We start from the raw sequence: 27,000 nt of genomic DNA on the forward strand, positions 1-27,000 counted from the left end.
GTCAGTTAAGTCAATGATTTTAGCACATTAATCCATATTTATCATTAAGTTGCAAGGTACAATACGCAGAGACAATTAGAAAAGTAGTTAGAACGCAGGTTTTTGCTCCCGCTTTAATGAAACTATAAATGCAAAGTATAAAATTACTATGAATAAAAAACCCTACTGTCTATAACGGTTTGGTTGGAGTTTATGCTATGATAATTTGCATATAATAGTCAGCATATTAACCATTTTATGTGTATTTTATTGAGGATGTTGGAATGAAAAAAACAGGACTAAATATAGCGCTAAGCACCGCATTTATCCTTGCTCTTGGCTTTGGCATTAGCGCTTGTAGTGGTGAAAAAGAAGGCGAATCACACGAAGTATTGGCAAAAGATCGCGTTGATGAAGCCGCTGAGCTGGCTCGCAAAAACGCACCTGAAGCTGAAAAAATGGAGTTCCCAGAAACGGCTCCAGCGCCAGTAACTGAAGCTGATGGCACAGTAGATGGTGCTGCAGCTGCTGAAGCAGGGACGACTGCTACTGATATGACAGATGCAACGGATAGCGATGTTGCTGTCGCTGACAGTGCAGTTATGCCAGCTAGTAGTGCAGATGTGCCAGCTGCTGATACGGCGGCAACGCCTACTGCTGACGCTGAACCAGCTACGAACTAATCACGGTTTGTGGGTTGATAGGTTTTGAATTTATGCGCTGTCATAAACAGTCGCTAACATGAAATATCGAATAGAGGTGTGATCATGATAAGTAAACAGCAGCGTATGAATAAACTGGTCTTATCTGCCATTAGTTTAAGTGCGCTATTAGCAATCACTGCTTGTAGTGGTGACAATGCAGCGGTTGAAGAGCCTGCTGTTGTCAATGAATCTGCCGATACAACGGCAGTGGTAGAAGACGCACCTATAGTCGAACCTGAAGTCGTTACACCTGAACCTGTGGCAGATACCGAGACGACGGTCATTGAAGATAAGCCAGTGCAGGAAATCTCCGCGGAGCCTGAAGTGTTGGCTGCGGATGCAGGCGCCAAGCTTTATGAGACCAACTGTAAGGTTTGTCATGAAGGAGGGCTGCTGAACGCGCCGAAATATGGTGATAAAGCCGCGTGGGAGCCGCGTCTGGCTAAAGGCACAGAGACGCTGCACATGCATTCGGCAAAAGGCTTTAATAAGATGCCAGCCCAAGCCACCGATAAGGTCAGTGAAGCCCAAGTTTACGCAGCTGTAGATTACATGATTGAAGCAGTTAGCTGATCCGGTATATTAAGAGATATTGACCATTGAAATTTGTTAAACTGACCGTCATTGTGACTGACAATGGCGGTTTTTTTATGCACGTTTTTTGGCAGATACTAGGGCGTGTCCTCAATTCAATCGATTAACCTCTAAATGGGTTAAAAATGGCTAAACTTTGTCAAACATCGCCAAACATCGCCAAACATTGTCAAATAGCTTATTAATATCTCGATAGTATTTACGCTGCTTTCCTTGTTTGACGGCAATTTATCTCATTTTTATCACCATTTTTAAAAAGACGACACGACCTAAAAGATAGCAGCGTTGTAAAAAATAATACGCAGACCAAAGTATGATAAAGGCAAAAATATGAAAGTATTGGGTTTAGAGACTTCTTGTGATGAGACAGGTCTGGCGATTTTTGACAGTGAGCAGATGAATAGTGACAATCAAGGGCTGGTTGGACAAGTCCTGTATTCACAAATAGAGCTGCACGCACTGTATGGTGGCGTTGTGCCTGAGCTTGCCAGTCGCGATCATATTCGTAAGTTGGTGCCTTTGCTTAATGAGTTGTTAGAGCAGTGTAATGTGAAGAAAAGCGAGATTGATGCCATTGCTTATACCAAGGGACCTGGACTCATTGGCGCTCTGATGACGGGCGCATTATTTGGGCGCAGTTTGGCATATGGTTTGGATATTCCTGCCATTGGTATCCATCATATGGAAGGACATCTGCTCGCACCGCTGATGGGTGCCAATCCACCCGCCTTTCCGTTTGTTTCGTTATTGGTCTCAGGTGGGCATACATTACTCATCGCCGCACGTGGTGTCGGGCAATATGAGATATTGGGTGAGTCGATCGATGATGCCGCAGGTGAATGCTTTGATAAAGCCGCCAAAATGTTAGGTTTGCCCTATCCGGGTGGTCCCAATATTGCCAGATTGGCTGAAACAGGCAACCCAACTGCTTACAATTTGCCAAGACCCATGCTACATCGCGGATTAGATTTTTCTTTTAGTGGTATGAAAACCGCCGTGCATAACCTTATTAAAGACACCGATGGTTCAGGTGGCTCAGGGAATAATACGGACAGCGATCCGCAAGTTCGCGCCGATATCGCCGCCAGCTTTCAGCATGCAGTCGTCGATACGCTAGTGCGAAAGTGCGTGAAAGCACTAAAGCAAGTAGAGATGAGTCGATTGGTGATTGCGGGCGGTGTCAGTGCCAACACTCATTTGCGTGAAACTTTGGAGAGTGAGCTTGCCAAGATAAATGCCACTGTGCATTATGCGCCGCCTGCATTATGTACTGATAATGGGGCGATGATTGCTTATGCTGGTTATGAGCGCTTGCAGGCAGGGCAGTCTGATGATTTAGCGGTGAGCTGTGTGCCGCGTTGGCCGATGACTGAGCTACCAGCAGTGTAAGACGGCTTTGCTCAATACTAATACTATCTCCGTTAACCTTTATTAAACCTAAGGATGAACTATGCAGTGGCTTGCTATTGGACTAGGGGCTGCCATTGGGGCTTGCCTGCGGGCATGGTTGGCTCGCTTTAATCCGCTGCACCACTGGATACCCCTTGGGACGCTTGGTGCTAATGTATTGGGTGGACTATTAATAGGGTTGGCACTGGTGTGGTTTGAGCGCGTGGGCAGCAGTTTATCGCCCAATGTCCGACTATTTGTGATTACCGGTTTTTTGGGCGGATTGACCACTTTTAGTACTTTTAGTGCAGAAGTTTTTACCTTTATCAATGCTGGTAAACTACTAGCAGGTTTGGGATTGGTTGGGCTACATGTGGGACTGACGTTACTAGCAACCGCTATCGGATTTTACTTCTTTAAGCTGGTTTTATAAGCTTTGATAGATGCCATTCGCATAATGGTCTAATATAAGTGGTTCCATTATACCAGTCTGTTTTAAGTGGTCTATTAATTGATTAATCAGCCTAATTAGGTGGTTCCGTTGGGGTATACCCAGAACTCTATTCTTGGTTCAGTAGTCGATAGTTATCACATCCAGCTTGATTTCCACCATCACAGGTCTTACCAAATATTTCTTTAGCTTTAGCCTTGTTTTGGCGAACCCCATAGCCTTTGAAGTACATCCGACCAAGGTTGTTTTGCCCATCAAAATTTCCTTGATTAGCTGCTTTTTGATACCACTTAAATGCCTTTTTATAATCTTGACGGACGCCAAGACCCTCGAAATACATAAAACCAAGATTATTTTGTGAGCTGGCTGCCCCTTGATTAGCTGCTTTTTGATACCATTCAAGTGCCTTTTTATAATCCTTACCTGCGCCATAAGTACCATAACCTTTGTGATATGTCACACCAAGATTATGTTGAGCTTTAACATTTCCTTGATTAGCTGCTTTCTCCCACCATTCAATCCCCCTTTTATAATTCTTAGTGGTTCCATCGCCATGAAAATACATTCCTCCAAGATCAGATTGAGCATCAATATTTCCTTGACTGGCTGACTTCTGCCACCACTCAAACGCCTTTTTAGAATCCTTGACACTACCAAAACCACCGAAATACTCTGCTCCAACAAGATACTGAGCCTTAGCATCACCTTGCTCTGCTAGTACTTCCAGTGGATTGCTAATATTTTTAAATTTCATAGATGTAGCTAGCTCTTGAGCTAAACTTGCTTGATCTTGAGCTAAATCTGCTTGATATTGAGCTAAATGTATTTCGTCTTCATTAGCTGTATTTGCTTGCGCTTGGGCTATATCTGCCTCAGCCCGAGCTATATCTGCTCGATCTTGAGCTATATCTGCATCTGTTTTTGGGTACGTTACAGGTTTCACAGGATTAAATATCGTTGAACCTTCAGCCGGTATGGTCGCTGATGCGAAGGCTAATATTTCAGCATCTGATAATGGTGAGGCAGTGGCTAATATAGAAAAAAATACTGATACTATAAAAATTACTAGCTTGTATATGACTGAGTTTTTCAGCAGTGACATGGCAAGTCTCTATTTATAAAGTTGGAAGGTTGTAAAGTTAATAACATGTTAGCAGGTATATTTTAGAGCTGTCGGCTCGGTGGCTTTTTTGTGCTAATTTTCATTTAATATAAGACCCATTATTGGAATATGTTCAATGCCTGTTATGTACACTACGAAGTACACTGGAATTATTTCCATAATTCAAACTCTTATTATCATTAGCACACAGCCGAACCTTCAAGTCCTCACTAGGGTACCGTTATTTACCATAACGCTCGTCATAGCGTAAGAGAGCGGATGATATTTCTTAACTGGAATAATTTAGTAGATAGTGAAATACTACACCGGCTTCACAATACCTTCTAATAAATTCGCAAAACCTTGCATATAAGCGGTATCTTGGCTTGATGTGCGCGTCGCTGCATATAGCTGACAATGCACACCCGTACCCAATGGACGCGAGACGACCCAGCCTTTTTTCTCATATTCAGCAACCACCCAATCAGGTAACGCCGCCACACCGCGTTCACTAGCAACCAATTGAATCAGCATCGCCGTCAACTCTGTAGTGCGAATACTATCAAAGCTTACTTGCGCAGGGGTCATAAAGTTGGCAATAATATCGAGACGCTTGGCTTCCACTGGATACGCAATCAGGGTTTCATTGGTTAAGTCATCTGGCTCAATAAATTTCTGCGCCGCCAAATCATGCGTTGGTGATAGCACCAAGCGACTTTCATACTCAAATAACGGCTGATAGCTGATACCGTCTATCGGTAAATCGCTGGTGGTAATGAGTAAATCAATATCACCTTCCATCAATAAGTGGTGCGGCTCTGGCTCAAAACCAGTCGCAAAATCTAGCTCTACATCAGACCATTCGCGGCGGTAATGATTGAGTATCGGCATTAGCCAATCGAAGCAACTGTGACATTCAGAGGCTAGCCGTAATCTACCCGCTTGACCGTGAGCTAAGCGTTTAAGGTTGGATTTGGTACGAGTGACCTGCGGCATGATGCTATCTGCCAATGCCAATACCGTCTTGCCAGCTGGCGTAAAAGTCAGCGGGCGTGTTCGGCGATTGACCAAGCTGATATCGTAATAATTTTCCAGCTCTTTTAGCTGATGCGAGACCGCAGACGCTGTGACGTGCAATTCATCGGCAGCCGCCGCCAATGAGCCATGCGCTCGTAGCGCGGTTAAGGTATTGAGATGACGAAGCTCTAACATAAGACAACCTAACCGCTAAAGTGAGAAAAATTCATTATAATCGATATAGCGCTGATTTTCATTCAAAGTCCGATTTTTAATCAGCAATATTAAATGAGCAGCGATAAATTAGCGTCGACGCAATAATAGCTGCGAAATAATGACCAATATCAGCGAGGCAACCAATAAAATAGTCCCAATGGCATTGACCTCTGGTTTGAGTCCTACCCGTACCATCGAATAAATTCGTAGCGGTAAAATCTCATAACTGGGCCCCGTGACAAAGGTAGAAACCACTACATCATCAAGCGATAAGGTAAAGGCGAGCAACCAACCTGCCATCACTGCGGGCAGAATGACAGGAATGAGCACGGTACGCACCATCGTTGATTCACTAGCACCCAAGTCGCGTGCGGCTTCCATCAAGCGTTCATCCAGACTGCTCAATCGTGCAAACACCGTGATGACTACAAACGGTAAGCAAAAAGTAATGTGCGCGAGTAACAGCGAGACGAACCCTAATTGCAACCCTATTAATAAGAATAATGCCAATAATGAAATAGCGAGTACAATTTCAGGCGACATCATTAATACAAATAACAACCCATTTAATAAGCCTTTACCGCGAAAGTTATACCGATGTAGCGCGAGAGCAGTTAGCGTTCCTATCAAAGTTGAGACGGTGGCTGCGACCAATCCTAATACAATAGAATGCCAAAAAGAATCGAGCATCGCTTGGTTATTCAACAGCGACTCATACCACTTTAAGCTAAAGCCGCCCCAGTTATAGCCGACTTTTGACTTATTAAAGGACATGACGACTAAGACGATAATTGGCAAATACAGCATGGTATAAATGAGGCTAAGATAGCCTTTAGCCGCGATGCTGCCAATCTTAATAGACGATCTTTTTTTAGTTGCCGAGCTATTCAGTTGATGATTCAGTGAACTATCAGACATTAGGCCACCTCATTAAAGTTGGTCTTGCCAATGCGGCGACTACTGGCACGGTAGGCGAGTAATAGTACCGCCATTGCTAGTGTTAATAACACGCTGGCAGCTGCGCCAAATGGCCAGTCACGCGCATCCAAGAATTGGTTTTTGATGATATTGCCGACCAATAAATTGCGTGAACCACCCAAAATATCTGCCACATAAAACATACCCATTGCAGGCAGCAGCACCAATAATACCCCTGAGATAATGCCAGGCATCGTCAATGGCAATATGATATGCCAAAAAGTCTGGGTCTTTGATGCGCCCAAATCCTGTGAAGCGAGTAGCATGTCATTGCGCAAATCGGTAAATACTGCGTATAACGGCAACACCATAAATGGGAACAATAAGTACGTCAAACCAGCAATCACCGCCACTTGCGTGTATAAAATATCGATAGGAGTATCGATGATACCGATTGCCAGCAGCGATTTATTAATCAAACCATTATTGGCAAACAGTAACTTGAGTGCATAAGTACGCACAAGCGAGTTGGTCCAAAATGGTAGGATTAACAGCATCATGAGTAGCGGCTGCCAACGGGTTTTGGCTTTGGCTATCAGCCAAGCAAAAGGGTAGCCAAGTAACAAGCAGATGATGGTTGTGATGCCTGCCATCCATAACGAATGAATAAATACGCCAAAATATAGCGGATCAATCATGCGTATATAGCTGTCGATGCTGACAGGCAAGCTAATAAAAGCACTGCTATCGCGGGTCAAAAAACTGACAGCGATGACTAAGATATTTGGCAATAGCGCAAATATCAATAACCAACCCCAAATCAGCCAGAGCGTTACGGTACGAAAAGGACTTTTGCTGCCTAAGCTATGACCTGCCATCAGCTAATATCCTTTTGAGTAGCTAAACTGGCAGCTTGATGATTGGCTTCATCATCAAGCGTACCGTCTTCTGGTAGTACCCACTCCCAGCCATCGACCCATGATACTTTGACACCTTCATATAACTTGTAATCAAAGCTTGGATCGTCCTCATCAAAGAATTCAGAAGCCTTAATAATGTGACCGTTTGCTAATTCAATAATCGAATCTAAGGTGCTACCTTTATAGTTGCTTTCAATCACTCGCCCGAGTAAGCCACCATGTTCTTTATCATTGGGGTCATAAATTCGCAAATCTTCAGGACGTAACAATAAATTAACGATATCGCCCACTTGTACGTCGTTAGCAAAATCAGGACGGCGTAAATTGCGTAAGGTGGTCGGACCATCTTGCGCTTGTGCTTCACAAACTTCGACTTCGATACGGCCATTGGTCACGCGACCGTCGCGATCTGGTTGGTTAGGATAAACGCCTCTGACTTCCGCTTTAAACAAATTGGTCTCACCGATAAACTTGGCGGTAAATAAATTCGCGGGCGTTTCATAAATCTCAATAGGCGTGCCGATTTGCTGAAAAGTGCCATCTTTCATCACGGCGATACGATCCGACATCGATAGCGCTTCCTCTTGATCGTGGGTGACAAAGACAAAAGTGATGCCAAGCTCTCGTTGCAGCCGTTTAAGCTCAGATTGCATTTGTAAACGCAGCTTATGATCGAGCGCAGATAGTGGCTCATCAAGTAGCAGCAATTTAGGACGATTGATGACCGCCCGTGCAATGGCGACACGCTGCTGCTGACCACCAGACAAGTCTTGTGGCCTGCGATTGGCTAAATGCTCCAGCTGTACCATGGCGAGCATCTCGCGCACGCGGGTTTGAATCTCATCTTTCGGTACTTTTTTGAGCTTAAGCCCGTAAGCAACGTTTTGCGCGACACTCATATGTGGAAACAAGGCGTACTGTTGAAATACTGTGTTCACGGGACGTTTATCCGCTGGCAAGCCAGCCATCTGTACGCCGTCTAGATAAATTGCCCCAGCATTTGGCTGCTCAAAACCAGCGATTAGGCGCAGTAAGGTTGTTTTACCGCAGCCTGATGGACCAAGTAGCGTCAAAAATTCACCGTGCTTGATATCAAGATTGATGTCTTTTAATACTTCAGTTTGATCATAGGTTTTTTTTAGACCAGTCAGTTGCAGTAGTACTTTGTCATCTTGAGCTGATGCAGAGGCTCTGTGCATATTTGGCGGTGAATTGGTCATAATATTTATTCCTACGTGTCCGACATCGCAGTACAGCTATTTATTTAGGACACTGTGGTCAAGGTGATTTGATATGGATATAAGCGATGGGTGTAAACCCGATTTGGTCGCCGCGTATTATAACAAACCCTTGATATAAATCAGTGCAAGTTCGTTATAAGTTCTGCGAGCAACACGATTAAGCTGTCAATGGCTGTTGATGCTTGATAGTTCGGTGTTGTCTGTTTGATGCTCGGTTTTGGCTAATGCATTTCTGTTTTTCAGTTTCACTTCCAACTTTATAATTCTGTATGATTGGCAATAACTGCCATTCTATGACGATATTTAAACAAAATTTTTTATCATTTTTTGGTTTTTATTCCTATACAATCACGGTATGGCAGACAAACACAATGCGCCTGATAGGTTAGTAGCCATTCGCAAATCTATGTTTGAATACATGTGTGTAAAGCTGTTTACAACGCTAATATTATTAATGATAAAGGATGTCTTATGCCTAACGATACACGCCCGAAAACCGGTCAAGAAGCTCTTGCGCTTTTAAAAGAAGGCAATATGCGCTACATAGATAGTTTGACCACTACTGATCCAACAATGCAAAGACGACCTGAATTGGTTAAAGATCAAGATCCCTTGGCCATTATTTTGGGTTGCTCGGATGCACGAGTACCAGTTGAGATTGTATTTGATCAAGGTCTGGGTGATTTGTTCGTTATTCGAGTCGCTGGTAATGTCGTCGCGCCTTCACAGATTGGCTCGATTGAGTTTGCGGCCGAAAAGTTCGGTACAAAATTGGTGGTCGTGCTTGGGCACTCACATTGTGGCGCTGTCACGGCTTGTGTTGAGACACTGATCAATCCTGAGAAAAACTATTCGCCCAACTTGCAGTCGATTGTCGATCGCATTCGCCCAAGCGTTTATAATTTGCATGAGCTGGCCACTGCTAATGGTCAAGATGTCGATGCCGACGAGTTGGTCGATCGCTCTATCCGCGCTAACGTCCGTATGTCAGTTAGCCAGCTCAAACACGGCTCGCGGGCATTAGAGGATTTAACCAATAGCGGTCAATTGCTGGTCGTGGGTGCAGAGTATGATTTGGAGACAGGAAAAGTACGTTTCTTAGACAGCTAATTAATCGGTTAAATGGGTAGCACCAAGTGTGCGCTCTTACAAAACCCACTCAATGCTTTCGCGATTTTTTATTATGATAAAAGGGTCAAGCGCGTAAAAAGTATTCACGCGCTTGCTTTTAAACTCTCTATTTTGTCAATATTAGGATGACTATGTCTACAGCAAATACTGGCTCAGCCACTGATAATAATAACGAATCACTTATCGCCCAGCCAACGAGCAGCGTCAATACCGATGGTGTGCAGCCTATCTCAGTACAGACGACAGGTTTTACTTTTAATCACACCATGCTACGTGTCAAAGATCCTGCCAAGTCGTTGGCGTTTTATACCGGTGTCCTTGGTATGACTTTGCTGGCGGTAAAAAAATTCCCTGATATGGGTTTTGATTTGTACTTTTTAGCCAAGTTAACCGAAAGCGAGCGCGACAATTTGCCCGCGGGTGATGATTTGGAAATCTTTGCCTTCCGTCAACGCGGCATTTTAGAATTGACCCATAATTATGGTACCGAAACGAAAGCTGACTTCAGTTATCATGATGGTAATGGTGAGCCACAAGGTTTTGGGCATATCTGCTTTAGCGTACCTAGTCTCGATGAAGCGGTTGCTTGGTTTGATAAAAATAATGTCGAATTCAAAAAACGTCCAGAAGATGGCAGTATGAAAAACATTGCCTTTATCAAAGATGTTGATGGCTACTGGATTGAAATTGTACAAGCAAATTTAATGGGCTAGCTTGACAGGCTGGTATGTCAATACGTCAGTTAATCTAGGACATGCCCCAGTCAAACAATCAATTAATCGAGTGAATGGAAGCATAAAGCCAACCAACCAAAGGAGTGACGTCTAGATGCCTACCTCTGAGGCAGAAACGACAGTAAATACCAATATAGCGCCTGAACCAGTGACAACAGATGTGCTGACATATCAAAGCATCATTGATTCAGCAAATGAGATAGTGGTTGGCTTTGTTGAACGCATTCCCTATTTTGTCGCATCAATTATTGTTATTCTGATTTTTTGGTTTCTATCGATTGTCTTCAAAAAAGTGGTATACAAACTTTTAGGCAGTCGCAGTCGGCATCAGAATTTGGTTAAAGTGTTTCAGCGAGTAGGCGGCGCACTCATCATCTTTATCGGTTTTATGATTGCTATGGTGATTGCCGTACCAGGATTTACGCCTGCCAAGCTGATTGGTGCACTCGGTATTGGTTCCGTCGCTATTGGTTTTGCCTTTAAAGATATTTTTCAAAACTTGCTCTCTGGTATTTTGCTGCTGATCTCAGAGCCGTTTCGCATCGGTGATCAGATTGTCTCAGGCGACTATGAAGGGACGGTTGAGGATATTAAAATACGCGCCACGACTATCAAGACGTATGACGGTCGGCAAGTGGTTATTCCCAACTCTGATTTGTATACCTCAGCATTGACTGTCAATACCGCCTATAAGCAGCGCCGTTTGCAAGTGGCTGTTGGTATTGGCTATGAAGATGATATCGAAGCAGCAAAAGCTGAGATTCTACAGGCGTTAGATAAAGTCGAAAGCGTATCGAAGAAAGCGCAGCCAAGTGTGATTGCTACGGGTTTTGGTGATTCAACGATTGATTTGATGGTACGTTGGTTTATCGAAGATGGCACTCAAGCCAACAAAGTGACCTCGATTCATCAAGTGATCGTAGAGATTAAGAGCGCACTCGATGCAGCAGACGTCAACATTCCATTCCCGATACGCACGATAGATTTGAGTGATCCATCAGTGACATCGATTATGAATAAATTGCATGAGCAAAAGGCGATCGATGTTAATAACGATGTTAATAAAGCTGTAGCAGAGTAATTTGTTTAGCGCGTTATTTTAAAGAACTACCTTTTACACAATATTTTCGAAATAAAAATCCGCCATATCAAATGACATGGCGGATTTTTTTACGATATCAATTTATGACAATTTAGTCAGTTTTGACTTTAAAATCGGTATGACATGATTTACAGCTAGCGCCGACTTCACCAAAGGCTGGTTTGACATCGTCGATGCTAGTGGCTGTTTGTGCAGCAGCGTTCAGCTCAGCAGTGACTTTTTGAAAGTTCTCTGCTTCTGCGCGAAAACCATCGGCATTTGACCAAACGGCATCAGTCGCATTGCCAACGGCTTCTTTATTTTCAAAATGACTCCAAGGCGTAGCAGCGTCTTCTGCTAAAAATGCGGCTTGCTCTTTGAATACGGCGGCATCAAAGGTGTCAGGTGCTTTCATCATATCACCCATGACACCCATCGCATCACCATAGCTTTTCATGCTATCTTGGCGGGCTTTTACATCAGGGTCAGTGGCAGTGCTACACGCTGTTAGACCTAGGGCGGCTGCCATCAATGTGATGCCAAAGATAGATTTTAATGATTGGTTGGTATGAACCTGTGCCATGTGAATTACTCCTGTAAAATTGGTTAGTAGTAGGCGCGCTTATAAACGCTGGCTTTACATACTGTTTTTAAGTATCTGCACTTAAAGGCTTCTTTTAAATACTGCTTTTAAATAAAGCGTATTGTTATAAAAATTACCTCATCATCTTTTGGAAACGCATTCGCTTCTAAAGGATTTTTCCAACAATAGTTTTCATTGTAACGGTTATCTGTGCAGTGGACGTAAATTTAGTTGTTATATCATCGTAATTTTTGAGTCAGTGATTATCGTTCATATAAATTTGCGCCCATATAAATTTGCGCTCATATAAATTTGCGCTCATATAAAAAGGTCAGCGTGGATAGCTGACCTTCTTGATACTCTCTAAAGACAAGCTAACAAATACCTTAGCCTTTATTATATTCACACAAACTATAGAGTCAACCAATCGCGTGGTTTTAGATAAAAATCGGTCAATGCAAACTCAGGCGAGCCTTCAGTCGGCTCAAAGCGATAATGCCAGCTGGCAAGCGGCGGCATACTGACTAAGATAGACTCAATACGGCCATTGCTTTGTAGTCCAAATAGCGTGCCGCGGTCATAAACAAGGTTGTACTCAACATAGCGACCACGGCGATAAAGTTGAAATTCGCGCTGTGCCTCGGTATAAGGGGTATCTTTACGCTGCTCAAAGATGGGCATGATACCGTCAAGATAACCGTTGCCGACCGCCTTCATAAAATTAAAACAGGTTTCAAAGTCCCAGCCACGACTTTCTGTATTGACATCATCATAAAACAAGCCGCCGATACCGCGTTGCTCATCACGATGACGTAGGTGAAAATACTCATCACACCATTGCTTGAAATCAGGGTAGACGCTGTCACCAAAAGGCGCGCACAGATCATGACAGACTTGATGCCAATGCACGCAATCAGCGAGTACGGGATAAAACGGCGTCAAATCAAAACCACCACCAAACCACCAAATAGGCTCTTCGCCCTCAGCTTCAGCAACGAACAAACGCACATTGGCATGGCTGGTTGGGACGTTCGGGTTTTTGGGATGGACAACCAATGAGACACCCATGGCTTGAGCTTTACGACCAGCGATATGGGGATGGCGTGCAGTGGCTGAAGCAGGCAAGTTATGCACGTGAATATGACTGAACATCACACCCGCTTTTTCAATCACCTCACCATCTGCTAGGACACACGAGCGACCGCCGCCGCCTTCAGGACGTTCCCAGTCATCAGGGACAAAGGTTGCATTGCCGCCACCATCGCGTTCTTGCGCTTCTAAGGCTTGACAGATACGAGCCTGCAAATCGACCAAAAATTCACGCACACGCATGATGTCGTTATTGGCTGGCACTGTTAAGTCTGTCGCTGATAGCTCTGTCTTATTATCTGTATTTGAAATACTCATAAAATATCTATTTATTTAGTGTATTGATGTCTACTTATTAAGATGTAACGCGGTATTGAAATCTTTATCTAATAAATGGCCCATGCGGTCGCGCTTGGTCGCTAAATATTCAGCATTCATATCATTCACCCCAACCAATAAAGGCACGCGTTCCACGACATTAATACCGTGCTCAGTTAGATAAGCCACTTTGTCTGGATTGTTGGTGATGAGTCTGACGGCGTCAACACCGATATGAGCGAGCATCGGGCCGCACATATCATAAATGCGCGCATCCGCAGGTAAGCCCAACATGAGGTTGGCATCTAAAGTATCATGACCTTGGTCTTGCAGGGCGTAAGCGCGAATCTTATTGGTCAGACCAATACCACGACCTTCTTGGCGCAAATATAATATCGCCCCGCAGCCAGTCTCTTGTATTGCTTGCATCGCCGTGTTGAGCTGCGGTCCACAGTCACATTTTAATGAGCTAAAAGCATCACCTGTCAAGCATTCTGAATGAATACGAATCAATGGAATGGTTTTTTCTGCTCGCGTGGCGTCCGTCTGACTCGGTGAGTTGTCCGCCGTATGTTGATCGACGACAGGCAAACCAACAGTCAGCATCACATGCTCTTGACCTTCGTCGTTTTCAAAAATATGAATATCAAACTCGCCATGACGAGTAGGTAGTTTGGCACTGGTAATAAATTGATATGACATTAATGTCCTGCATAAGCCGATAAGCGTGGCGGTAGAGGGTCTTTTTTAACCATATTAAAACAGCGATGATATCCTAGCTGCATGATGAAAGTAGGATAATGCCAGTATAATTCATTCGTAAAGAGTGCATGCTGATTGTCTTTATTATAAAAACACACAAAGTTCACAAACGACGCACGATGATTAAAGCGACAATTAAAAATAAATGCTATTATGCCATACTATTTTGACGGATACAGTGACAAGTCTTTGCCCTTACATTACTATGTCGTCACTAACATCCGATATTGATGCAGAATAATAAGGCATAATATTATCCCTTGTTATGAAAGCGCCACAGCAAAGCTCCATCGCTGTCTATTACGGCAGCGTATGTGCTATTCGGCGCAGCTTCTATATGTTGATATAAAGACATAAAGGCTGCCTGAATAAATGTATGAACAGTTATATGGTCGATTACACCAGTAATGGTGTAGATATTATTGACGTCACTTAGGTAGCATTATGCACTAAGAGGCTGTCTTGTCAGCAGATTGGTAGGTATCGTACGGTTTATGCAGCAGTCACCTCATTCCCCACAGTCTCAGTCCGTATCTATGCCAGCTGTCGATTCTGCTGCCCAGCTGTCGAATTTACAGCAGACTTATACTGTGATTCCACGCGTCCGTCCTGATACGCCTTTGCTGGATAGCATTGCAGCGCCAGCTGATCTTAATACTCTGACAACTGCTCAACTTATCACCTTGGCTGATGAGCTGCGGCTATTTCTATTGTATTCAGCAGGTCAAAGCGGTGGGCATTTTGGTGCCAATTTGGGCGTGGTTGAATTGACCATTGCGCTGCATTACCTATTAGATACGCCGCAAGATCAAATCGTTTGGGACGTGGGTCATCAAGCCTATGCTCATAAAGTATTGACGGGTCGCCGTGATCAGTTGGCGACGATTCGCTCAAAAGATGGTTTGACTGCTTTTCCTGAGCGTGCAGAATCCGTTTACGATACCTTTGGCGTTGGTCATTCATCGACGTCAATCTCAGCTGGTCTAGGCATGAGCTTAGCACTGCGTTATCAAGGTCGCGCGCAAACAGTAGCTTGTATCATTGGTGATGGTGCAATGACCGGTGGTATGGCGTTTGAAGCGATGAATGATGCGGTGCAACAAGATGCGGATTTATTGGTCATTTTAAATGACAATGACATGTCGATCTCTTGTTCTATCGGTGGTTTTTCACGGCATTTAGCGATGCTGTGGGAGTCAGGATATCAGGTTGATATCTCTGATGCAGGCGAGCCAGTACTATGCCAACGCCCTGATATGCAAGGCTTTGATCGCCGTAAGCGTCACAAAGAGATGCGTGATGTGCCGCAGTTAGAAGACAATTTATTTAAAGCGATTGGTTTTACCTACTTTGGTCCGTTTGATGGTCACAATATCCCTGAGCTACTGCGGGTATTGTCACTTGCCAAGCAGATAAAAGGGCCTGTTTTAGTCCATATTTATACCACCAAAGGCAAAGGTTTTGCCCCAGCTGAGTTAGATCCCGTCGGCTATCATGCTATCAGCAAGCTTCCTGTCGAAGTCAAGAATGATACTCAGGCTGTCGCCACAGAAAAATCACTGTCCAACACCAAACCTGCGTTAAAATACTCGCAAGTGTTTGGGCAATTCTTATGTGACAAAGCAACCGCAGACGATAAGCTGCTTGCCGTCACACCTGCTATGGAAGAAGGCTCGGGGATGATTGATTTTGCCCGTCAATTTCCGGAGCGGTTTTTTGATGTAGCCATCGCTGAGCAACACGCAGTCACACTGGCTGCTGGTATGGCAACCCAAGGCGTCAAACCGATTGTGGCGATTTATTCGACGTTTTTGCAACGTGGTTATGATCAGCTGATTCATGATGTGGCTTTGCAAAACCTTGATGTGATGTTTGCTATTGACCGAGCAGGTTTAGTCGGTGAAGACGGTGCAACGCATGCAGGCGTATTCGATTTTGCCTTTTTACGCTGCGTGCCCAATATGCTGATCGCCGCGCCAAAAGACGAAAACGAATGCTACCATTTGCTCAATACGTGCTATGAATATCAAGGCTGCACGGCAGTACGCTATCCGCGTGGTGTCGGTACTGGCGCAGTTATCGCATCGCCAGCACAGACTTATAACGTTGGCGAGGCAGTGATAGAGTCGGTATTAGGTAGTGAGGATGCGCCTAAAAAGCTGGCGCTACTCGTATTTGGTACCATGGTTGCGACGGCTCAGCAAGCGGCAGAAAGCTTAATTGACAATGATATAGAATCAGATTGTCAGGTACATGTCATTAATATGCGCTGGGTAAAACCTTTAGACACGGCATTATTAGAAAAGTTGTTAGAGCAAGGTATTACACACATTGCGACTTTGGAAGAGCACATGATTATGGGCGGCGCGGGCAGTGCAGTAAATGAGTATTTGCTTAACGAATCACCAGCCTTTAAAGATAACCGTCCTGCCGTTATTAATATCGGCATTCCAGATCGCTTTGTCGCCCATGGCTCACAAGCAGAGCAAATGGCTGATTGTGGTTTAGATGTTAATGGTGTGGTAAGGCAGCTTGAAAAGTTGCTGTTGTAAGTTATACCTTTGAACATTTTTAAGATTTTTAGCTGTCATTTGGACAGAGTATTGGTTAAATAGATAAAAGCTCGATCGATAGAGCGAACGCCTACTTAGTCGTAGGTGCTGACTTTTTTACAACTTACGCAGTTTGTGATGACCACCAAAATTTGGGTTGGTTTGGCGAACGTCATGGTTTTTTTCGTTTTTTATCGAACAATTTTAGTATAATGCGATCATCGCTTTTAAATGGCGCATTTTTTTAATCGTATAAATACAGTGTGATGCAGCGGCTGATTGGCATGTTGTGGGCACAGAGCTCGTCTTATTTTTGACATTCATTCATCAAGCAAATAGGTTATTTATGGAACCCATGGTCGTCATCGCAGCACGTACTGCTGAAAAAGTTGGTAAAGAGATTTTATATGCGCATCAAAACCGCCATAAAATTGAATTGGATATTGAGTCAAAAGGGCTTGATGGATTGGTTACGCGTATTGATCGCTTTAGCGAAGAGCTGACGATTGAAACCCTAAAAGCCAGCTATCCAAATCACTCGTACTTGGGTGAAGAGTTTGGTATGCAAGAAGGTCGCGGTGAAGATGCAGACTGGTGCTGGATTATTGATCCGCTAGATGGCACCAAAAACTTCGTCCATGGTGTGCCGCAGTTTTGTGTGTCTATCGCCGTACAGCATAAAGGCGTAACCCAACATGGCGTGATCTATGATCCTGTCCGTGATGAGATGTTCTCTGCTAGCCGTGGTAAAGGCGCGCGCTTGAACAATCGCCGCATGCAAGTGAGCGAGCGCAAAACGATTGATGGTGGTCTATTTACCACTGGTCATCCGCTTGAGCGTAAACGCAATGGCGAAGTCATCTCTTATGCCAAGCAGCATTTTGAAAGCTTGCAAAAGATCTCTGAAGCAGGCGGTCAAGTTCGTCGTCTAGGCTCAGCTGCGCTTGATTTATGTTATGTCGCTGCCGGTCGTTTTGATGGCTATTTTGAGATGTCAATTAAGCCTTGGGATATCGCGGCAGGTGAGCTTATCGTGACCGAAGCACGTGGCGTGGTGGTTGACCATACAGGCGCACACAACTCAATGACTTCAGGCTCTATTTTCGCCTGTAACATTAAGTTATTGAAGCCATTGATGCAAGTGGTTGTTCCAACGTGGGGTGACGCATTTTAAGCACCACTTAAGCGTAATTATTAAGACAAATTAAAACAAAAAAGCTGGTTCCATTATGGAGCCAGCTTTTTTGTTTTACCATTAACTTTATAGCTACTTTTATCTTCAACCGTAATGCCTTGGAACTTAAGCGCTTTACTGGTAGTTTCCAACAGTTGCAACTCTTCTTCAATAAGCGTCAGCATTTCTTGTACATGCGGCAGTGCTTTACTACAAGCCGTAATCCCAAATTCAATCTTATCTAGATAACTAGCAAGGGTGATATTCATTGCTTGACCATTGAAGACAATAGACGCAGGGTACAACGATTGCAAACGTGCACCATTCCAATATAGTGGTTTTTCAGAACCAGGCACATTAGAGATAATCAGGTTAAACGCCTGCTTTTTGGGAAATAGACTGGTCGCTAAGTTGATACCTTCCCAAGCATAGGCAATCACGCTGTAGTTAATCACTTGGGCTTGATTCATGCGTCGAAAGCGGCGTTTGCCGTTATTCATACTGCGATGAATCAGTTTGATTCGGCTCAAGGGATCATCTAAATGCGTGCCCAAATTGGCCAGTACAAAGGATAATTGATTGCCTGCCACACTGTCATCTGTACGCAGCGACATCGGTACAAAAGCAATGAGTGGCTTGCTAGGCAGCGCATCCATGGAGATGAGATAACGACGAATAGCACCCGCACATACCGCTAGTACCACATCATTTTTACTGATATTTAGTCGCTCAGCAATATCGTTAAAACGCTGAATATCATAAGACTGCGCGGCTATACGCCGTGATGCTGAGATGCGTTTATTGAGCACACTCATCGGCGCATCAAAAGTACCGACATAACTGTCATCACCATAATTTTTCAAATTATCCAGCAGTTCGGTAAATACAGGTTTAATAGTAGATATTTGCTCTTTAATGATGCGTAATGCGGAGCGCTCTTTGGGTAAAATCGCATCGACTTGATTGCGATGGCGTGCCATTAATGACCAAATCGGTAGCGTTACTGGCTCAGTGGGCGATTGCGATAATGATTTTTTGACAAGGCGCATGGCAGCAATGCCATCAACCAATGAATGGTGAATTTTGAAGTATAGGGCAAAACGCTCAGGGTCGCCTTCGTTTTCTGGTTGAATACCCTCAATCACATGACATTCCCACAATGGCATGGCACGATCCAACAGCCGACCATGTTCTCTTGAAACATACATCAACAACTCGCGAACCCGTGCAGGCTTTGGTAAGGCAACATGATGCAAGTGATGCTCAACATCAAAATGCTTGTCCTTTTTCCAAAAAGCCAAATGCTCAAGCACTTGGTTAAAAGGAAAGGTAGGCGACACATCAGAATCTTGCATCTGTTTGACCAATTGGCAAACAAAGCCGCTACCCGCATTCTCTGGCAATTCGAATAGGAATAGACCTCCAACATGCATGGGCTGTTTACGCGACTCAAGAAGTAAAAACAACTGGTCGACTGCTGTGAGAAGCCGCATAATAAATCCTTTTATGACGATAAGTTGAGTAAAAGTTACTTCTTTTATTATTATTTTATAGCTGACTTTTTATTAAATACTATCAATTTAATAATGGTCATTAAATTTAAAAGCTATTGAAAAAAGTATCCTGTTTGCGGTGAGCTGGCAGTCGCCATTTTACGCATTGGCATACGACCCGCCAAGAACGCCGCGCGCCCTGCCCAGATGGCATGCTTCATGGCATGGGCCATCATGACTGGGTTTTGCGCATTGGCAATCGCCGAATTCATCAGGACGCCATCACAGCCAAGCTCCATAGCCAGCGCTGCATCAGAGGCCGTGCCAACGCCTGCATCGACCAATACCGGTACTTTGGCATTTTCGATAATAAGGCTGAGGGTGTGACGATTCAGCAAACCAAGACCTGAACCAATCAAGCTACCAAGTGGCATAATTGCCACACAGCCCATACTTTCTAATTCTTGAGCGACGATAGGGTCGTCTGAGGTATAAACCATCACCTCAAAGCCATCATCAATCAATACTTTGGCAGCTTTTAGCGTTTCCATCACATTCGGATAGAGGGTTTTTTCATCGCCCAATACTTCAAGCTTAACCAGATTATGCCCGCCTAACAGCTCGCGAGCAAGCTTACAGGTACGAATGGCAGTCTCGGCATCGAAACAACCAGCAGTGTTGGGTAAGATGGTGTATTTATCGGGGGAAATCACATCAAGTAGATTGGGCTCATTGCTGTTTTGTCCAATATTAGTACGACGAATAGCAACGGTGACAATCTCTGCTGCCGACGCGCCAATGGCGGCGCCCGTTTCAGTCATATCTTTATACTTGCCCGTACCGACCAACAGACGAGAAGAAAAAGTACGACTCCCGACCGTAAAAGTGTCTTGTAAAAGGGGCGTCGGATGAGTAGCAGTGCTTGTGTTCTCTGACATAACTGAAAATCCTAATGGCGAGTAAAACAAAATGCTATTATAACAAAATCATGCAATCTTACTTGCAGTCTTTTTTGGTTTAGCCAGTTAAGCATAATACGTTTGCCACGCTTTGACACGAGTTTCTTTCTGAGTTTATCTTTATCTATCAGGTCGCTTTTATGATGCAACTGCCGTACAGTTTTGCGAAACGCCATCAAATTTTGGCCATACTTGCCATTGATCCTGAGCTGCCAGCGACTTTGGTGCTGACCAAAGCCACGCCATTATCAGCGATTAATGAGGCAGTGCGATTTTTACAGCAGCAAGGTGTACGCGGTGTGCCCACTTATGAAAGCATCAGCGCCGATGACTTTGAAAAGCGCATGAACGCCGCTTATGCAGGCAATACTGGTGAGTCGCAACATATTGCCGCTGGGCTCGAAGACCATCCTGATCTCGATAGTTTGGCAGACAGTGTCCCTGAAACTGAAGATTTGATGGATCAACAAGATGATGCACCTATCATTCGTCTCATCAATGCGTTGTTGTCCGAAGCGATACGTTTAAACGCCTCAGATATCCATATTGAAACCTTTGAAAAACGCTTGGTCGTTCGCTTTCGCGTTGACGGTGAATTAAAAGAAATTATTACGCCAAAACGCCAATTAGCGCCATTATTGGTATCGCGTATTAAGGTCATGGCCAAGCTCGATATTGCCGAAAAACGCGTGCCACAAGATGGACGTATCAGCTTACGGCTGGCAGGGCGTGAGGTTGATGTGCGGGTATCGACATTGCCATCGAGTTTTGGTGAACGCGTGGTCATGCGTCTATTAGATAAGCAAGCAGGTCGCCTGAATATGACGTATTTAGGGCTGTCTGATAACGATTATAGCGAGCTCAAGCGCTTGATTCATCGCCCACACGGCATTATTTTGGTGACAGGGCCGACAGGTTCAGGGAAAACCACGACGTTATATTCAGCATTGACCGATCTCAATGACCAAACCCGTAATATCTTGACCGCTGAAGATCCGATTGAGTTTCAGCTCGATGGCATTGGGCAAACGCAGGTTAATAATAAAGTCGATATGACTTTTGCCAAAAGTTTACGTGCAATGTTACGCCAAGATCCAGACGTGGTGATGGTTGGTGAGATTCGCGATTTAGAAACGGCAGAGATTGCCGTACAAGCGTCGCTTACTGGACATTTGGTTTTATCAACTTTACACACCAACACCGCCATTGGTGCCGTCACGCGTCTGCAAGATATGGGTGTTGAGCCATTTTTATTATCGTCATCACTGATTGGTGTCGTCGCCCAGCGCTTGGTGCGTACATTATGTACACATTGTCATGGCTGGCAAGTGGCTGATAGCGAACAGGCTAAGTTATTTACTGAAATTGGTATTGTGCCAGTCTCAGAGAATGGCGCTAAAGTTTTGACAAGTAAACCTATCAATTTACCCAAACCAGTTGGCTGTGATAAATGCAATCAATCAGGATTTAAAGGACGGACGGCGATATACGAAGTGGTGCCCGTTGATGATACCTTGCGCCGTATGATTCATAGTAATACCGCCGAGTATGAGCTAGAGGAGTACGCACGTCAGCAGACAGCGTCGATTCGTGCGGATGGGTTGCATAAAGTCATTGCAGGTCGTACGACGTTAGAGGAAGTGCTACGAGTGACGAAAGAGAGTGCCTTAGCTGATGACACGATACTTGTATAAAATATTTAAGGTGTGTTGGTGATTGTTCAACGTACCTCAGCCAAAGGGTTTGTATAGCAGATAAAAGATAACTGGCTATGGTAGCCAGTTATTTGATGGTCATTCTTTACTGCTTTGAATACTTTAGTGTTTTGAATACTTCAGTGCTTTTAATAATTTAACGTGTGACATCGCTATTATTTTGCAGCGATGCATTCAACTTCAACGCTGGCACCAGCAGCCAATTCAGCGACGCCAAAGGCTGAACGTACCGGATAAGGTTTGGCCAATTCCGCTTTATAGACTTTATTAAAATCGTCAAAGTCATCCATGTCTGTCAGCATAGCCATACATTTGACGATGTCTGATTTTTGATAGCCATATTTTAACAAGGTTTCATTGATATTATCCAATGCTTGCTTGGCTTCGGCTTTGACACCACCTTTGACCAATTTGCCATCTTTAAAACCAATTTGTCCAGACATGTATAGCGTATCGCCCACCCGTACTGCTTCTGAAAAAGGATAATTACCGCCATCACCAAGAAACACAGGGCTAGATTTAGTCACACTTGCGGTATTTGCCATTGGCGCCGCATTTGCTGTCATGGTAAGGCCTAGTGAGCACGCGCCCACGAGCAACGCCTTAGTTAAATGGGCAGTCAATTTATGGGTAATCTTGGACATCGCTGTCTCCTTATTATACGTTTTTTTCACAATTTTTTTAAATGCACTATACAAGTTTAACAAACATAATGTCTCATCACACTAGATGACACATTATGTCTTACTTATGCTTAACCAGTTATTGGTCGTTTTGCTCAGCTTCGACTTCTGTTTTAGATTCAGTGTCAGCTTCTAGCGGCTTGTCGCTGGTCTTGCCCTGACGGCGCGCTTCTAACTCAGACTTAGGTATCCAAGCCCATGTCATCTCAACCACGATAGGGTCACGATCACTGTCAGATTCACGGTCATGAATGACGCACGGAATTACCATTTCGCCTTTTGGTGTATTTAGGATATCTAAGCGCTGCTCATCCGATAAAGATGCCACTGCTGCAATTTGACCTTTTTTAATCGGGCGATAAAAATTAACCGAGTACGATTTAATCAATAGTACGCGGTCAGAGGGTAGGTTTAAACCCAGAATAAAACCGGTTGCTGTTTCGGCAAGTAAGGTAATGGCGACCGCATGAATAGAGCCAATATGATTTTGCACCGCTTTGGTGTTGTTTAAGCTCACGACGACTTGGTTGGGTTCGACCGTTTCATAATAGACGCCCGTTGTGCCCACATATGGCACCACTTTACCAAAGGCTTTGGATAAGATGCTCGAACGTGCGCTGGCAGGTAAGTATTTGGTGATAGATAACAGTTTGGTAAATTGATTGCTGATGGGCTTGAGCGTGCTGTTGGGTTTTTCGACGGGCGATCTTGTGCTGTCAGAGGTTTTGGCTGGCAATTTATTGGTTAGCTTGCTAGGGAGTTTTTTTAATAATCCTGACATACAAAATTCCTTAATGTAGATAGATTAAATGATGCTTTGAGTGTTACATATTTCATCATAGCAGCTGATAGGATGCCTATTGTGCAAGCTGCCATGCTCACTATGGTACATTAACCGCCGTCTGCCTACTATTATTAGCATGAACTGCTGCGCTTATAAAATAGGGCTAACGTCATGATACTCTAGATGCTAGGAATGCTATCGCTCAAAGCACTATCGTATCACTCAGATGCTTTCATAAACAGTGCTGCTGGATGCCATAAAGACAGCCACGCTATAATGATGACATTTTAGTGTATCTTATTGATTATTTTTCTTATTTCCTTTTTCTATGCTGGATGAAGCTATGCCTGACACGTCAATTCATGTGCCGACCAATATCATTTATACAGGCGTTACTGGTACGGGGAAAACCTATCGACTGTTACAAATTGCTAAGCGATATACCGACTATCTGCCGAGAGCCGATGAGGCAGATTTGTTGGGGCAGCTATTGCAAGAGCTTAGCTGGCGTGAAATCGTATGCTTGGTACTTTTGGATTTCCAATCTAAACACCAAGACCTGGTAAAAGTGCCTGAAATCGTCAATCATGCGTTCTTTGTCGCGAAAGCGGCGCAGAATGCACGCGAAAAAAACTTAAGCAATACGGCTTGGTCTGTCCTTCAAATGCATAGCCCTACCAATTCAAAAACTGTGACTTATAAAAACCGTGCCAGCCAAGCCTATTTTGATAAAGATGAGGGTGGTGCGTGGTATTTGCTGCCAGAAAGCTTTGAGTTATTAACAGAGCTATCGCAGCAACTTGCCGAATTTCAGCAAGCGCAGCGTGATAACAGTGTCAACCAAAGCCAAGATAACCCAAATCAAGGTTTTAGCCAGCAGCGTTTTACCATGGTCAGCTTCCATCAAGCCTATGGCTATGAAGAGTTTGTCGAAGGCATTCGTCCTGTCATGGCAGCGTCTAATCATACAATGAATAGCTCATCTCAAATGAATTACGCCATTCAGGATGGTGCATTCTTAAAACTGTGTCAAAGGGCAGCAAATGATCCAGAGCAGCGTTATGCCATCTTAATTGATGAGATCAATCGCGCCAACGTGTCACGAGTATTTGGCGAGTTACTCAGTCTAATTGAGCCAGACAAACGGGCTGGCATGGCAAACGCGATGACCGTTCATTTGGCCTATTCTGGACGGGCTTTTAGCATCCCTGCCAATATCGATATTTATGCCACGATGAACACCCAAGATCACTCGTTAGCACCACTTGATATGGCATTACGTCGGCGCTTTCGTTTTATCGAATGTCCACCGCAACCAGAATTATTACCCATTATTCATGTACCCCAAAACTCAGAAACTGACAGTCCAGCGGCGATGGTAGATTTGGCAAAGCTCTTAGCTGGTTTGAACAATCGCATCACGCAAACATTGGGAATGGAGGCGCAATTGGGTCATGCTTTTTTATGGTCAGTGACGGATCTTGGACAATTGCAAGCGGTGTTGGTTGAACAAATTATTCCGCAGTTAATGCAAGCGACGGGTGGGCAAGAGGGTACTTTGCAATATATCTTTAGAGACGAGCAGCAGCCACTGCGAGCGCGGTTTATTCATGATAGCCACGCATCGATCAATAACAGTGTGAATGACCAAGTGAATGCTAGTAGTCAAAATCCGCTGTTTACTGGTCAAAATGCATTTTTCGGTCAGTCTATGAGCACAGCTGGCTATAAGATAAATGCCGACCTCATTGCGGGGATAGGTGAATTTGCCAAACCCTCTGTCTATCAACGTTTATATCCATAAGGTACTCAGCGTTGATAAATAAAAGTTTCAATCATAAAGTCATAGCCAATAATATTGACAGTGCTAACGTTAATGCGCTTGATGCCAATACCATCACTGTGTTTGAACACCAGCGTCTAACAGCGCATGATTTCTTACGGGTATCTGATTTCCATTGGTTGATGGCGCAAGAGTTTGCGGTCTTTAGCATTAAGCGCAGACAGGGACAATGGCAATTAAAAGTCGGACATTATATAGGGGTTATTTTACTGCCCAGCGGCATGACGCTTGAGATATTACCCAAACTCGCGGCAAAAACTTCTAGCGATCAAGTCGCGCAGCAATCATACCTTTCACAGAATGCCAGTCATCGCCCCGATATCGGGCAAACTCGCCAATGGGTGCAGGACATGCTATCGGATTTGACCAATAGCAGTCATGCCAAAAACAAGCTACCCCATACAAAAAATCTAGGTCAACTTAGCAGTCAATTGTCGCCGCTATCGATAGCTGTACTGCCATTGTCAGATTGGCTTATCACGCAGTTTTTGCAGCGGCTGGTACATTATCGACCAAGCAAACACTATCAGACGCAGGTCGATAATCAAGCATCGCTACAAGGTCGACTGCTCATCAAAGAACAATTGCGCCACAACAGCATGCAGCCGCATAAGTTTGTCTGTGAGAGCAGTATACTGAGCCAAGACATGCTAGGTAATCGGCTGATTAAGAGCACGTTGGTTTTGATGACACCTTTATTTTTTCAATCAACGCTATCGAAAGCAGCTGCGCCTAAATTTTTGCAGGCTTGGCAGCGAGTAGCGGCGTTGAGTTATCAAGAGCTGACACAGTTAGAGTCGATATACGAGCAAGCAAAGCGTCAGTTAGCCGTGCAACCGCTTCGAGCACCGCAATTACAAGCTGCTCAGCAGTTGTTAGATATGGCTTATTGGTTACTAAGGCAGTCCAATGTGGCAACAGGTAATGGTATTGCGCCAAATAAACCATTCAAGCAAAATCTGTCGTCTCCGCGTTTATGCTTGCTGATTGATATGAATCAAGCCTTTGAACAATGGGCAAGTATGCGCATTGCCTCGATGTTTCAGCAAGTGAGTCAACAATATCAGCCGTTATATCAAACGCAAAGTATCTGGCTAACGGATGCAGAAGGGCGCGCATGTTTGTCCATACGGCCTGATTTGCTCATATATAAAACTGATGCTGATGATAATTGTCAAAATCAGAGTAGCACTGCGGTTATTGAAGCTAGAGAAAAAGGTCACTATAGCCATGTCATCGATATTAAATGGAAATATTTATCACAGACAGCCAGCATTAGTGCCAGCGATGCTTATCAATTGATGAGTTACGCTCAGCCCTATCAAGCAGGGCAGGTGTGGCTGGTTTATCCAGTACAAGATAATGAGCGGTTGCCAGTTGCGCTCAGCCAACAAGTGCATGATTATAAAAAGACTGATGGCGCTAACAACCATGATAATAGCCATAATGCTACTGATGAAAAAGTGAGTCCTGCGCCATTGTGGCTCGTACCATTCAATGTTCTTACTGGTACGATAAACGGCAGCTTGCTTCCTGATAGGAATAGAGTATAATGAGCGCTGTCGATG

24 protein-coding genes are annotated in these 27,000 nt (G+C 44.2%); 12 read left to right on the top strand and 12 right to left on the bottom strand.

Annotated features, from left to right (window positions below):
* The first annotated feature begins 263 nt into the window (after positions 1-263).
* From JMW64_RS01835 to JMW64_RS01850, 4 genes are all read left to right on the top strand, one after another.
* A complete protein-coding gene (locus tag JMW64_RS01835; protein WP_109591186.1) occupies positions 264-662 on the top strand; it encodes a hypothetical protein in 399 nt (132 codons plus the stop codon).
* Between the two features lie 84 nt (positions 663-746).
* On the top strand, positions 747-1,256 hold the full coding sequence (locus tag JMW64_RS01840; RefSeq protein ID WP_109591187.1) for a c-type cytochrome: 510 nt from the start codon (positions 747-749) through the stop codon (positions 1,254-1,256).
* 351 nt (positions 1,257-1,607) lie between these two features.
* The gene (gene tsaD, locus JMW64_RS01845; protein WP_109591189.1) at positions 1,608-2,666 is read left to right on the top strand and encodes a tRNA (adenosine(37)-N6)-threonylcarbamoyltransferase complex transferase subunit TsaD; all 1,059 of its coding nucleotides are present in this window, start codon (positions 1,608-1,610) and stop codon (positions 2,664-2,666) included.
* 61 nt (positions 2,667-2,727) lie between these two features.
* Complete coding sequence (locus JMW64_RS01850) at positions 2,728-3,099, top strand: CrcB family protein (protein WP_109591191.1); 372 nt, start codon at positions 2,728-2,730, stop codon at positions 3,097-3,099.
* 127 nt (positions 3,100-3,226) lie between these two features.
* Here the strand turns inward: JMW64_RS01850 and JMW64_RS01855 are convergent, their stop codons facing one another.
* The 5 genes from JMW64_RS01855 to potA form a co-directional block, all read right to left on the bottom strand.
* Entirely contained in the window at positions 3,227-4,219 is a 993-nt protein-coding gene (locus JMW64_RS01855) for a tetratricopeptide repeat protein (protein ID WP_201552575.1), read from the bottom strand.
* 321 nt (positions 4,220-4,540) lie between these two features.
* Positions 4,541-5,431, bottom strand: a complete 891-nt coding sequence (locus JMW64_RS01860; RefSeq protein WP_045452563.1) for a LysR family transcriptional regulator — start codon at positions 5,429-5,431, stop codon at positions 4,541-4,543.
* Positions 5,432-5,539: 108 nt separating this feature from the next.
* A complete protein-coding gene (gene potC / locus JMW64_RS01865) occupies positions 5,540-6,370 on the bottom strand; it encodes a spermidine/putrescine ABC transporter permease PotC (protein WP_201552577.1) in 831 nt (276 codons plus the stop codon).
* Entirely contained in the window at positions 6,370-7,248 is an 879-nt protein-coding gene (gene potB, locus JMW64_RS01870; protein WP_201552579.1) for a spermidine/putrescine ABC transporter permease PotB, read from the bottom strand. Before potB ends, potC begins: the two co-directional genes overlap by 1 nt.
* Positions 7,248-8,510 carry a spermidine/putrescine ABC transporter ATP-binding protein PotA gene (potA, locus tag JMW64_RS01875; RefSeq protein ID WP_201552581.1) on the bottom strand — a complete coding sequence of 421 codons (1,263 nt, stop codon included), beginning with the start codon at positions 8,508-8,510 and terminating at the stop codon, positions 7,248-7,250. Before potA ends, potB begins: the two co-directional genes overlap by 1 nt.
* A 492-nt stretch (positions 8,511-9,002) precedes the next feature.
* Here potA and JMW64_RS01880 point away from each other — a divergent pair, with 492 nt between their 5' ends.
* From JMW64_RS01880 to JMW64_RS01890, 3 genes are all read left to right on the top strand, one after another.
* Complete coding sequence (locus JMW64_RS01880) at positions 9,003-9,641, top strand: carbonic anhydrase (protein WP_045443399.1); 639 nt, start codon at positions 9,003-9,005, stop codon at positions 9,639-9,641.
* Positions 9,642-9,793: 152 nt separating this feature from the next.
* Positions 9,794-10,375 carry a lactoylglutathione lyase gene (gloA, locus tag JMW64_RS01885; protein ID WP_109591201.1) on the top strand — a complete coding sequence of 194 codons (582 nt, stop codon included), beginning with the start codon at positions 9,794-9,796 and terminating at the stop codon, positions 10,373-10,375.
* Positions 10,376-10,490: 115 nt separating this feature from the next.
* The gene (locus JMW64_RS01890) at positions 10,491-11,477 is read left to right on the top strand and encodes a mechanosensitive ion channel family protein (RefSeq protein WP_109591203.1); all 987 of its coding nucleotides are present in this window, start codon (positions 10,491-10,493) and stop codon (positions 11,475-11,477) included.
* Positions 11,478-11,589: 112 nt separating this feature from the next.
* Here JMW64_RS01890 and JMW64_RS01895 read toward each other — a convergent pair whose 3' ends face one another.
* From JMW64_RS01895 to ribA, 3 genes are all read right to left on the bottom strand, one after another.
* Positions 11,590-12,060, bottom strand: coding sequence for a c-type cytochrome (locus JMW64_RS01895; RefSeq protein WP_045443409.1), 471 nt, complete (start codon positions 12,058-12,060; stop codon positions 11,590-11,592).
* A 411-nt stretch (positions 12,061-12,471) separates the two neighbouring features.
* Entirely contained in the window at positions 12,472-13,467 is a 996-nt protein-coding gene (gene hemF / locus JMW64_RS01900; protein WP_201552588.1) for an oxygen-dependent coproporphyrinogen oxidase, read from the bottom strand.
* A gap of 30 nt (positions 13,468-13,497) precedes the next feature.
* Positions 13,498-14,169, bottom strand: coding sequence for a GTP cyclohydrolase II (gene ribA, locus JMW64_RS01905; RefSeq protein WP_045452548.1), 672 nt, complete (start codon positions 14,167-14,169; stop codon positions 13,498-13,500).
* Between the two features lie 554 nt (positions 14,170-14,723).
* Here ribA and dxs point away from each other — a divergent pair.
* The gene (gene dxs / locus JMW64_RS01910) at positions 14,724-16,781 is read left to right on the top strand and encodes a 1-deoxy-D-xylulose-5-phosphate synthase (protein WP_201552589.1); all 2,058 of its coding nucleotides are present in this window, start codon (positions 14,724-14,726) and stop codon (positions 16,779-16,781) included.
* Positions 16,782-17,127: 346 nt separating this feature from the next.
* Positions 17,128-17,955, top strand: a complete 828-nt coding sequence (locus tag JMW64_RS01915) for an inositol monophosphatase family protein (protein WP_045452546.1) — start codon at positions 17,128-17,130, stop codon at positions 17,953-17,955.
* A 53-nt stretch (positions 17,956-18,008) separates the two neighbouring features.
* Here the strand turns inward: JMW64_RS01915 and JMW64_RS01920 are convergent, their stop codons facing one another.
* Together JMW64_RS01920 and JMW64_RS01925 are read right to left on the bottom strand one after the other, a co-directional pair.
* Positions 18,009-19,448, bottom strand: a complete 1,440-nt coding sequence (locus JMW64_RS01920) for a WS/DGAT/MGAT family O-acyltransferase (protein ID WP_109591211.1) — start codon at positions 19,446-19,448, stop codon at positions 18,009-18,011.
* A gap of 113 nt (positions 19,449-19,561) precedes the next feature.
* A complete protein-coding gene (locus JMW64_RS01925) occupies positions 19,562-20,386 on the bottom strand; it encodes a thiazole synthase (protein WP_087814573.1) in 825 nt (274 codons plus the stop codon).
* Between the two features lie 161 nt (positions 20,387-20,547).
* Here JMW64_RS01925 and gspE point away from each other — a divergent pair, with 161 nt between their 5' ends.
* A complete protein-coding gene (gspE, locus tag JMW64_RS01930) occupies positions 20,548-22,101 on the top strand; it encodes a type II secretion system ATPase GspE (RefSeq protein ID WP_201552590.1) in 1,554 nt (517 codons plus the stop codon).
* 176 nt (positions 22,102-22,277) lie between these two features.
* On the opposite strand, the gene JMW64_RS01935 is transcribed toward gspE, so the two are convergent.
* Together JMW64_RS01935 and JMW64_RS01940 are read right to left on the bottom strand one after the other, a co-directional pair.
* Positions 22,278-22,766: a RidA family protein gene (locus JMW64_RS01935; protein WP_201552591.1), complete on the bottom strand. Its 489-nt coding sequence runs from the start codon at positions 22,764-22,766 to the stop codon at positions 22,278-22,280.
* A gap of 118 nt (positions 22,767-22,884) precedes the next feature.
* Positions 22,885-23,586 (bottom strand): DUF4442 domain-containing protein, encoded by a 702-nt coding sequence (locus tag JMW64_RS01940; RefSeq protein ID WP_198329573.1) that lies wholly within the window; start codon positions 23,584-23,586, stop codon positions 22,885-22,887.
* A gap of 346 nt (positions 23,587-23,932) precedes the next feature.
* On the opposite strand from JMW64_RS01940, the gene JMW64_RS01945 reads away from it, so the two are divergent.
* Positions 23,933-25,393 (top strand): McrB family protein, encoded by a 1,461-nt coding sequence (locus JMW64_RS01945; protein WP_201552592.1) that lies wholly within the window; start codon positions 23,933-23,935, stop codon positions 25,391-25,393.
* Positions 25,394-25,404: 11 nt separating this feature from the next.
* Positions 25,405-26,985: an McrC family protein gene (locus JMW64_RS01950; RefSeq protein ID WP_201552594.1), complete on the top strand. Its 1,581-nt coding sequence runs from the start codon at positions 25,405-25,407 to the stop codon at positions 26,983-26,985.
* Positions 26,986-27,000 lie beyond the last annotated feature (15 nt).

The sequence above is a fragment of the Psychrobacter immobilis genome, assembly GCF_904846065.1.
Taxonomy (GTDB): domain Bacteria; phylum Pseudomonadota; class Gammaproteobacteria; order Pseudomonadales; family Moraxellaceae; genus Psychrobacter; species Psychrobacter immobilis_H.

Coding starts and splice junctions, on each gene's coding strand:
- JMW64_RS01835 (WP_109591186.1), top strand. CDS start 264: ATGAAAAAAACAGGACTAAATATAGCGCTAAGCACCGCATTTATCCTT.
- JMW64_RS01840 (WP_109591187.1), top strand. CDS start 747: ATGATAAGTAAACAGCAGCGTATGAATAAACTGGTCTTATCTGCCATT.
- tsaD (WP_109591189.1), top strand. CDS start 1,608: ATGAAAGTATTGGGTTTAGAGACTTCTTGTGATGAGACAGGTCTGGCG.
- JMW64_RS01850 (WP_109591191.1), top strand. CDS start 2,728: ATGCAGTGGCTTGCTATTGGACTAGGGGCTGCCATTGGGGCTTGCCTG.
- JMW64_RS01855 (WP_201552575.1), bottom strand. CDS start 4,219: ATGTCACTGCTGAAAAACTCAGTCATATACAAGCTAGTAATTTTTATA.
- JMW64_RS01860 (WP_045452563.1), bottom strand. CDS start 5,431: ATGTTAGAGCTTCGTCATCTCAATACCTTAACCGCGCTACGAGCGCAT.
- potC (WP_201552577.1), bottom strand. CDS start 6,370: ATGTCTGATAGTTCACTGAATCATCAACTGAATAGCTCGGCAACTAAA.
- potB (WP_201552579.1), bottom strand. CDS start 7,248: ATGGCAGGTCATAGCTTAGGCAGCAAAAGTCCTTTTCGTACCGTAACG.
- potA (WP_201552581.1), bottom strand. CDS start 8,510: ATGACCAATTCACCGCCAAATATGCACAGAGCCTCTGCATCAGCTCAA.
- JMW64_RS01880 (WP_045443399.1), top strand. CDS start 9,003: ATGCCTAACGATACACGCCCGAAAACCGGTCAAGAAGCTCTTGCGCTT.
- gloA (WP_109591201.1), top strand. CDS start 9,794: ATGTCTACAGCAAATACTGGCTCAGCCACTGATAATAATAACGAATCA.
- JMW64_RS01890 (WP_109591203.1), top strand. CDS start 10,491: ATGCCTACCTCTGAGGCAGAAACGACAGTAAATACCAATATAGCGCCT.
- JMW64_RS01895 (WP_045443409.1), bottom strand. CDS start 12,060: ATGGCACAGGTTCATACCAACCAATCATTAAAATCTATCTTTGGCATC.
- hemF (WP_201552588.1), bottom strand. CDS start 13,467: ATGAGTATTTCAAATACAGATAATAAGACAGAGCTATCAGCGACAGAC.
- ribA (WP_045452548.1), bottom strand. CDS start 14,169: ATGTCATATCAATTTATTACCAGTGCCAAACTACCTACTCGTCATGGC.
- dxs (WP_201552589.1), top strand. CDS start 14,724: ATGCAGCAGTCACCTCATTCCCCACAGTCTCAGTCCGTATCTATGCCA.
- JMW64_RS01915 (WP_045452546.1), top strand. CDS start 17,128: ATGGAACCCATGGTCGTCATCGCAGCACGTACTGCTGAAAAAGTTGGT.
- JMW64_RS01920 (WP_109591211.1), bottom strand. CDS start 19,448: ATGCGGCTTCTCACAGCAGTCGACCAGTTGTTTTTACTTCTTGAGTCG.
- JMW64_RS01925 (WP_087814573.1), bottom strand. CDS start 20,386: ATGTCAGAGAACACAAGCACTGCTACTCATCCGACGCCCCTTTTACAA.
- gspE (WP_201552590.1), top strand. CDS start 20,548: ATGATGCAACTGCCGTACAGTTTTGCGAAACGCCATCAAATTTTGGCC.
- JMW64_RS01935 (WP_201552591.1), bottom strand. CDS start 22,766: ATGTCCAAGATTACCCATAAATTGACTGCCCATTTAACTAAGGCGTTG.
- JMW64_RS01940 (WP_198329573.1), bottom strand. CDS start 23,586: ATGTCAGGATTATTAAAAAAACTCCCTAGCAAGCTAACCAATAAATTG.
- JMW64_RS01945 (WP_201552592.1), top strand. CDS start 23,933: ATGCCTGACACGTCAATTCATGTGCCGACCAATATCATTTATACAGGC.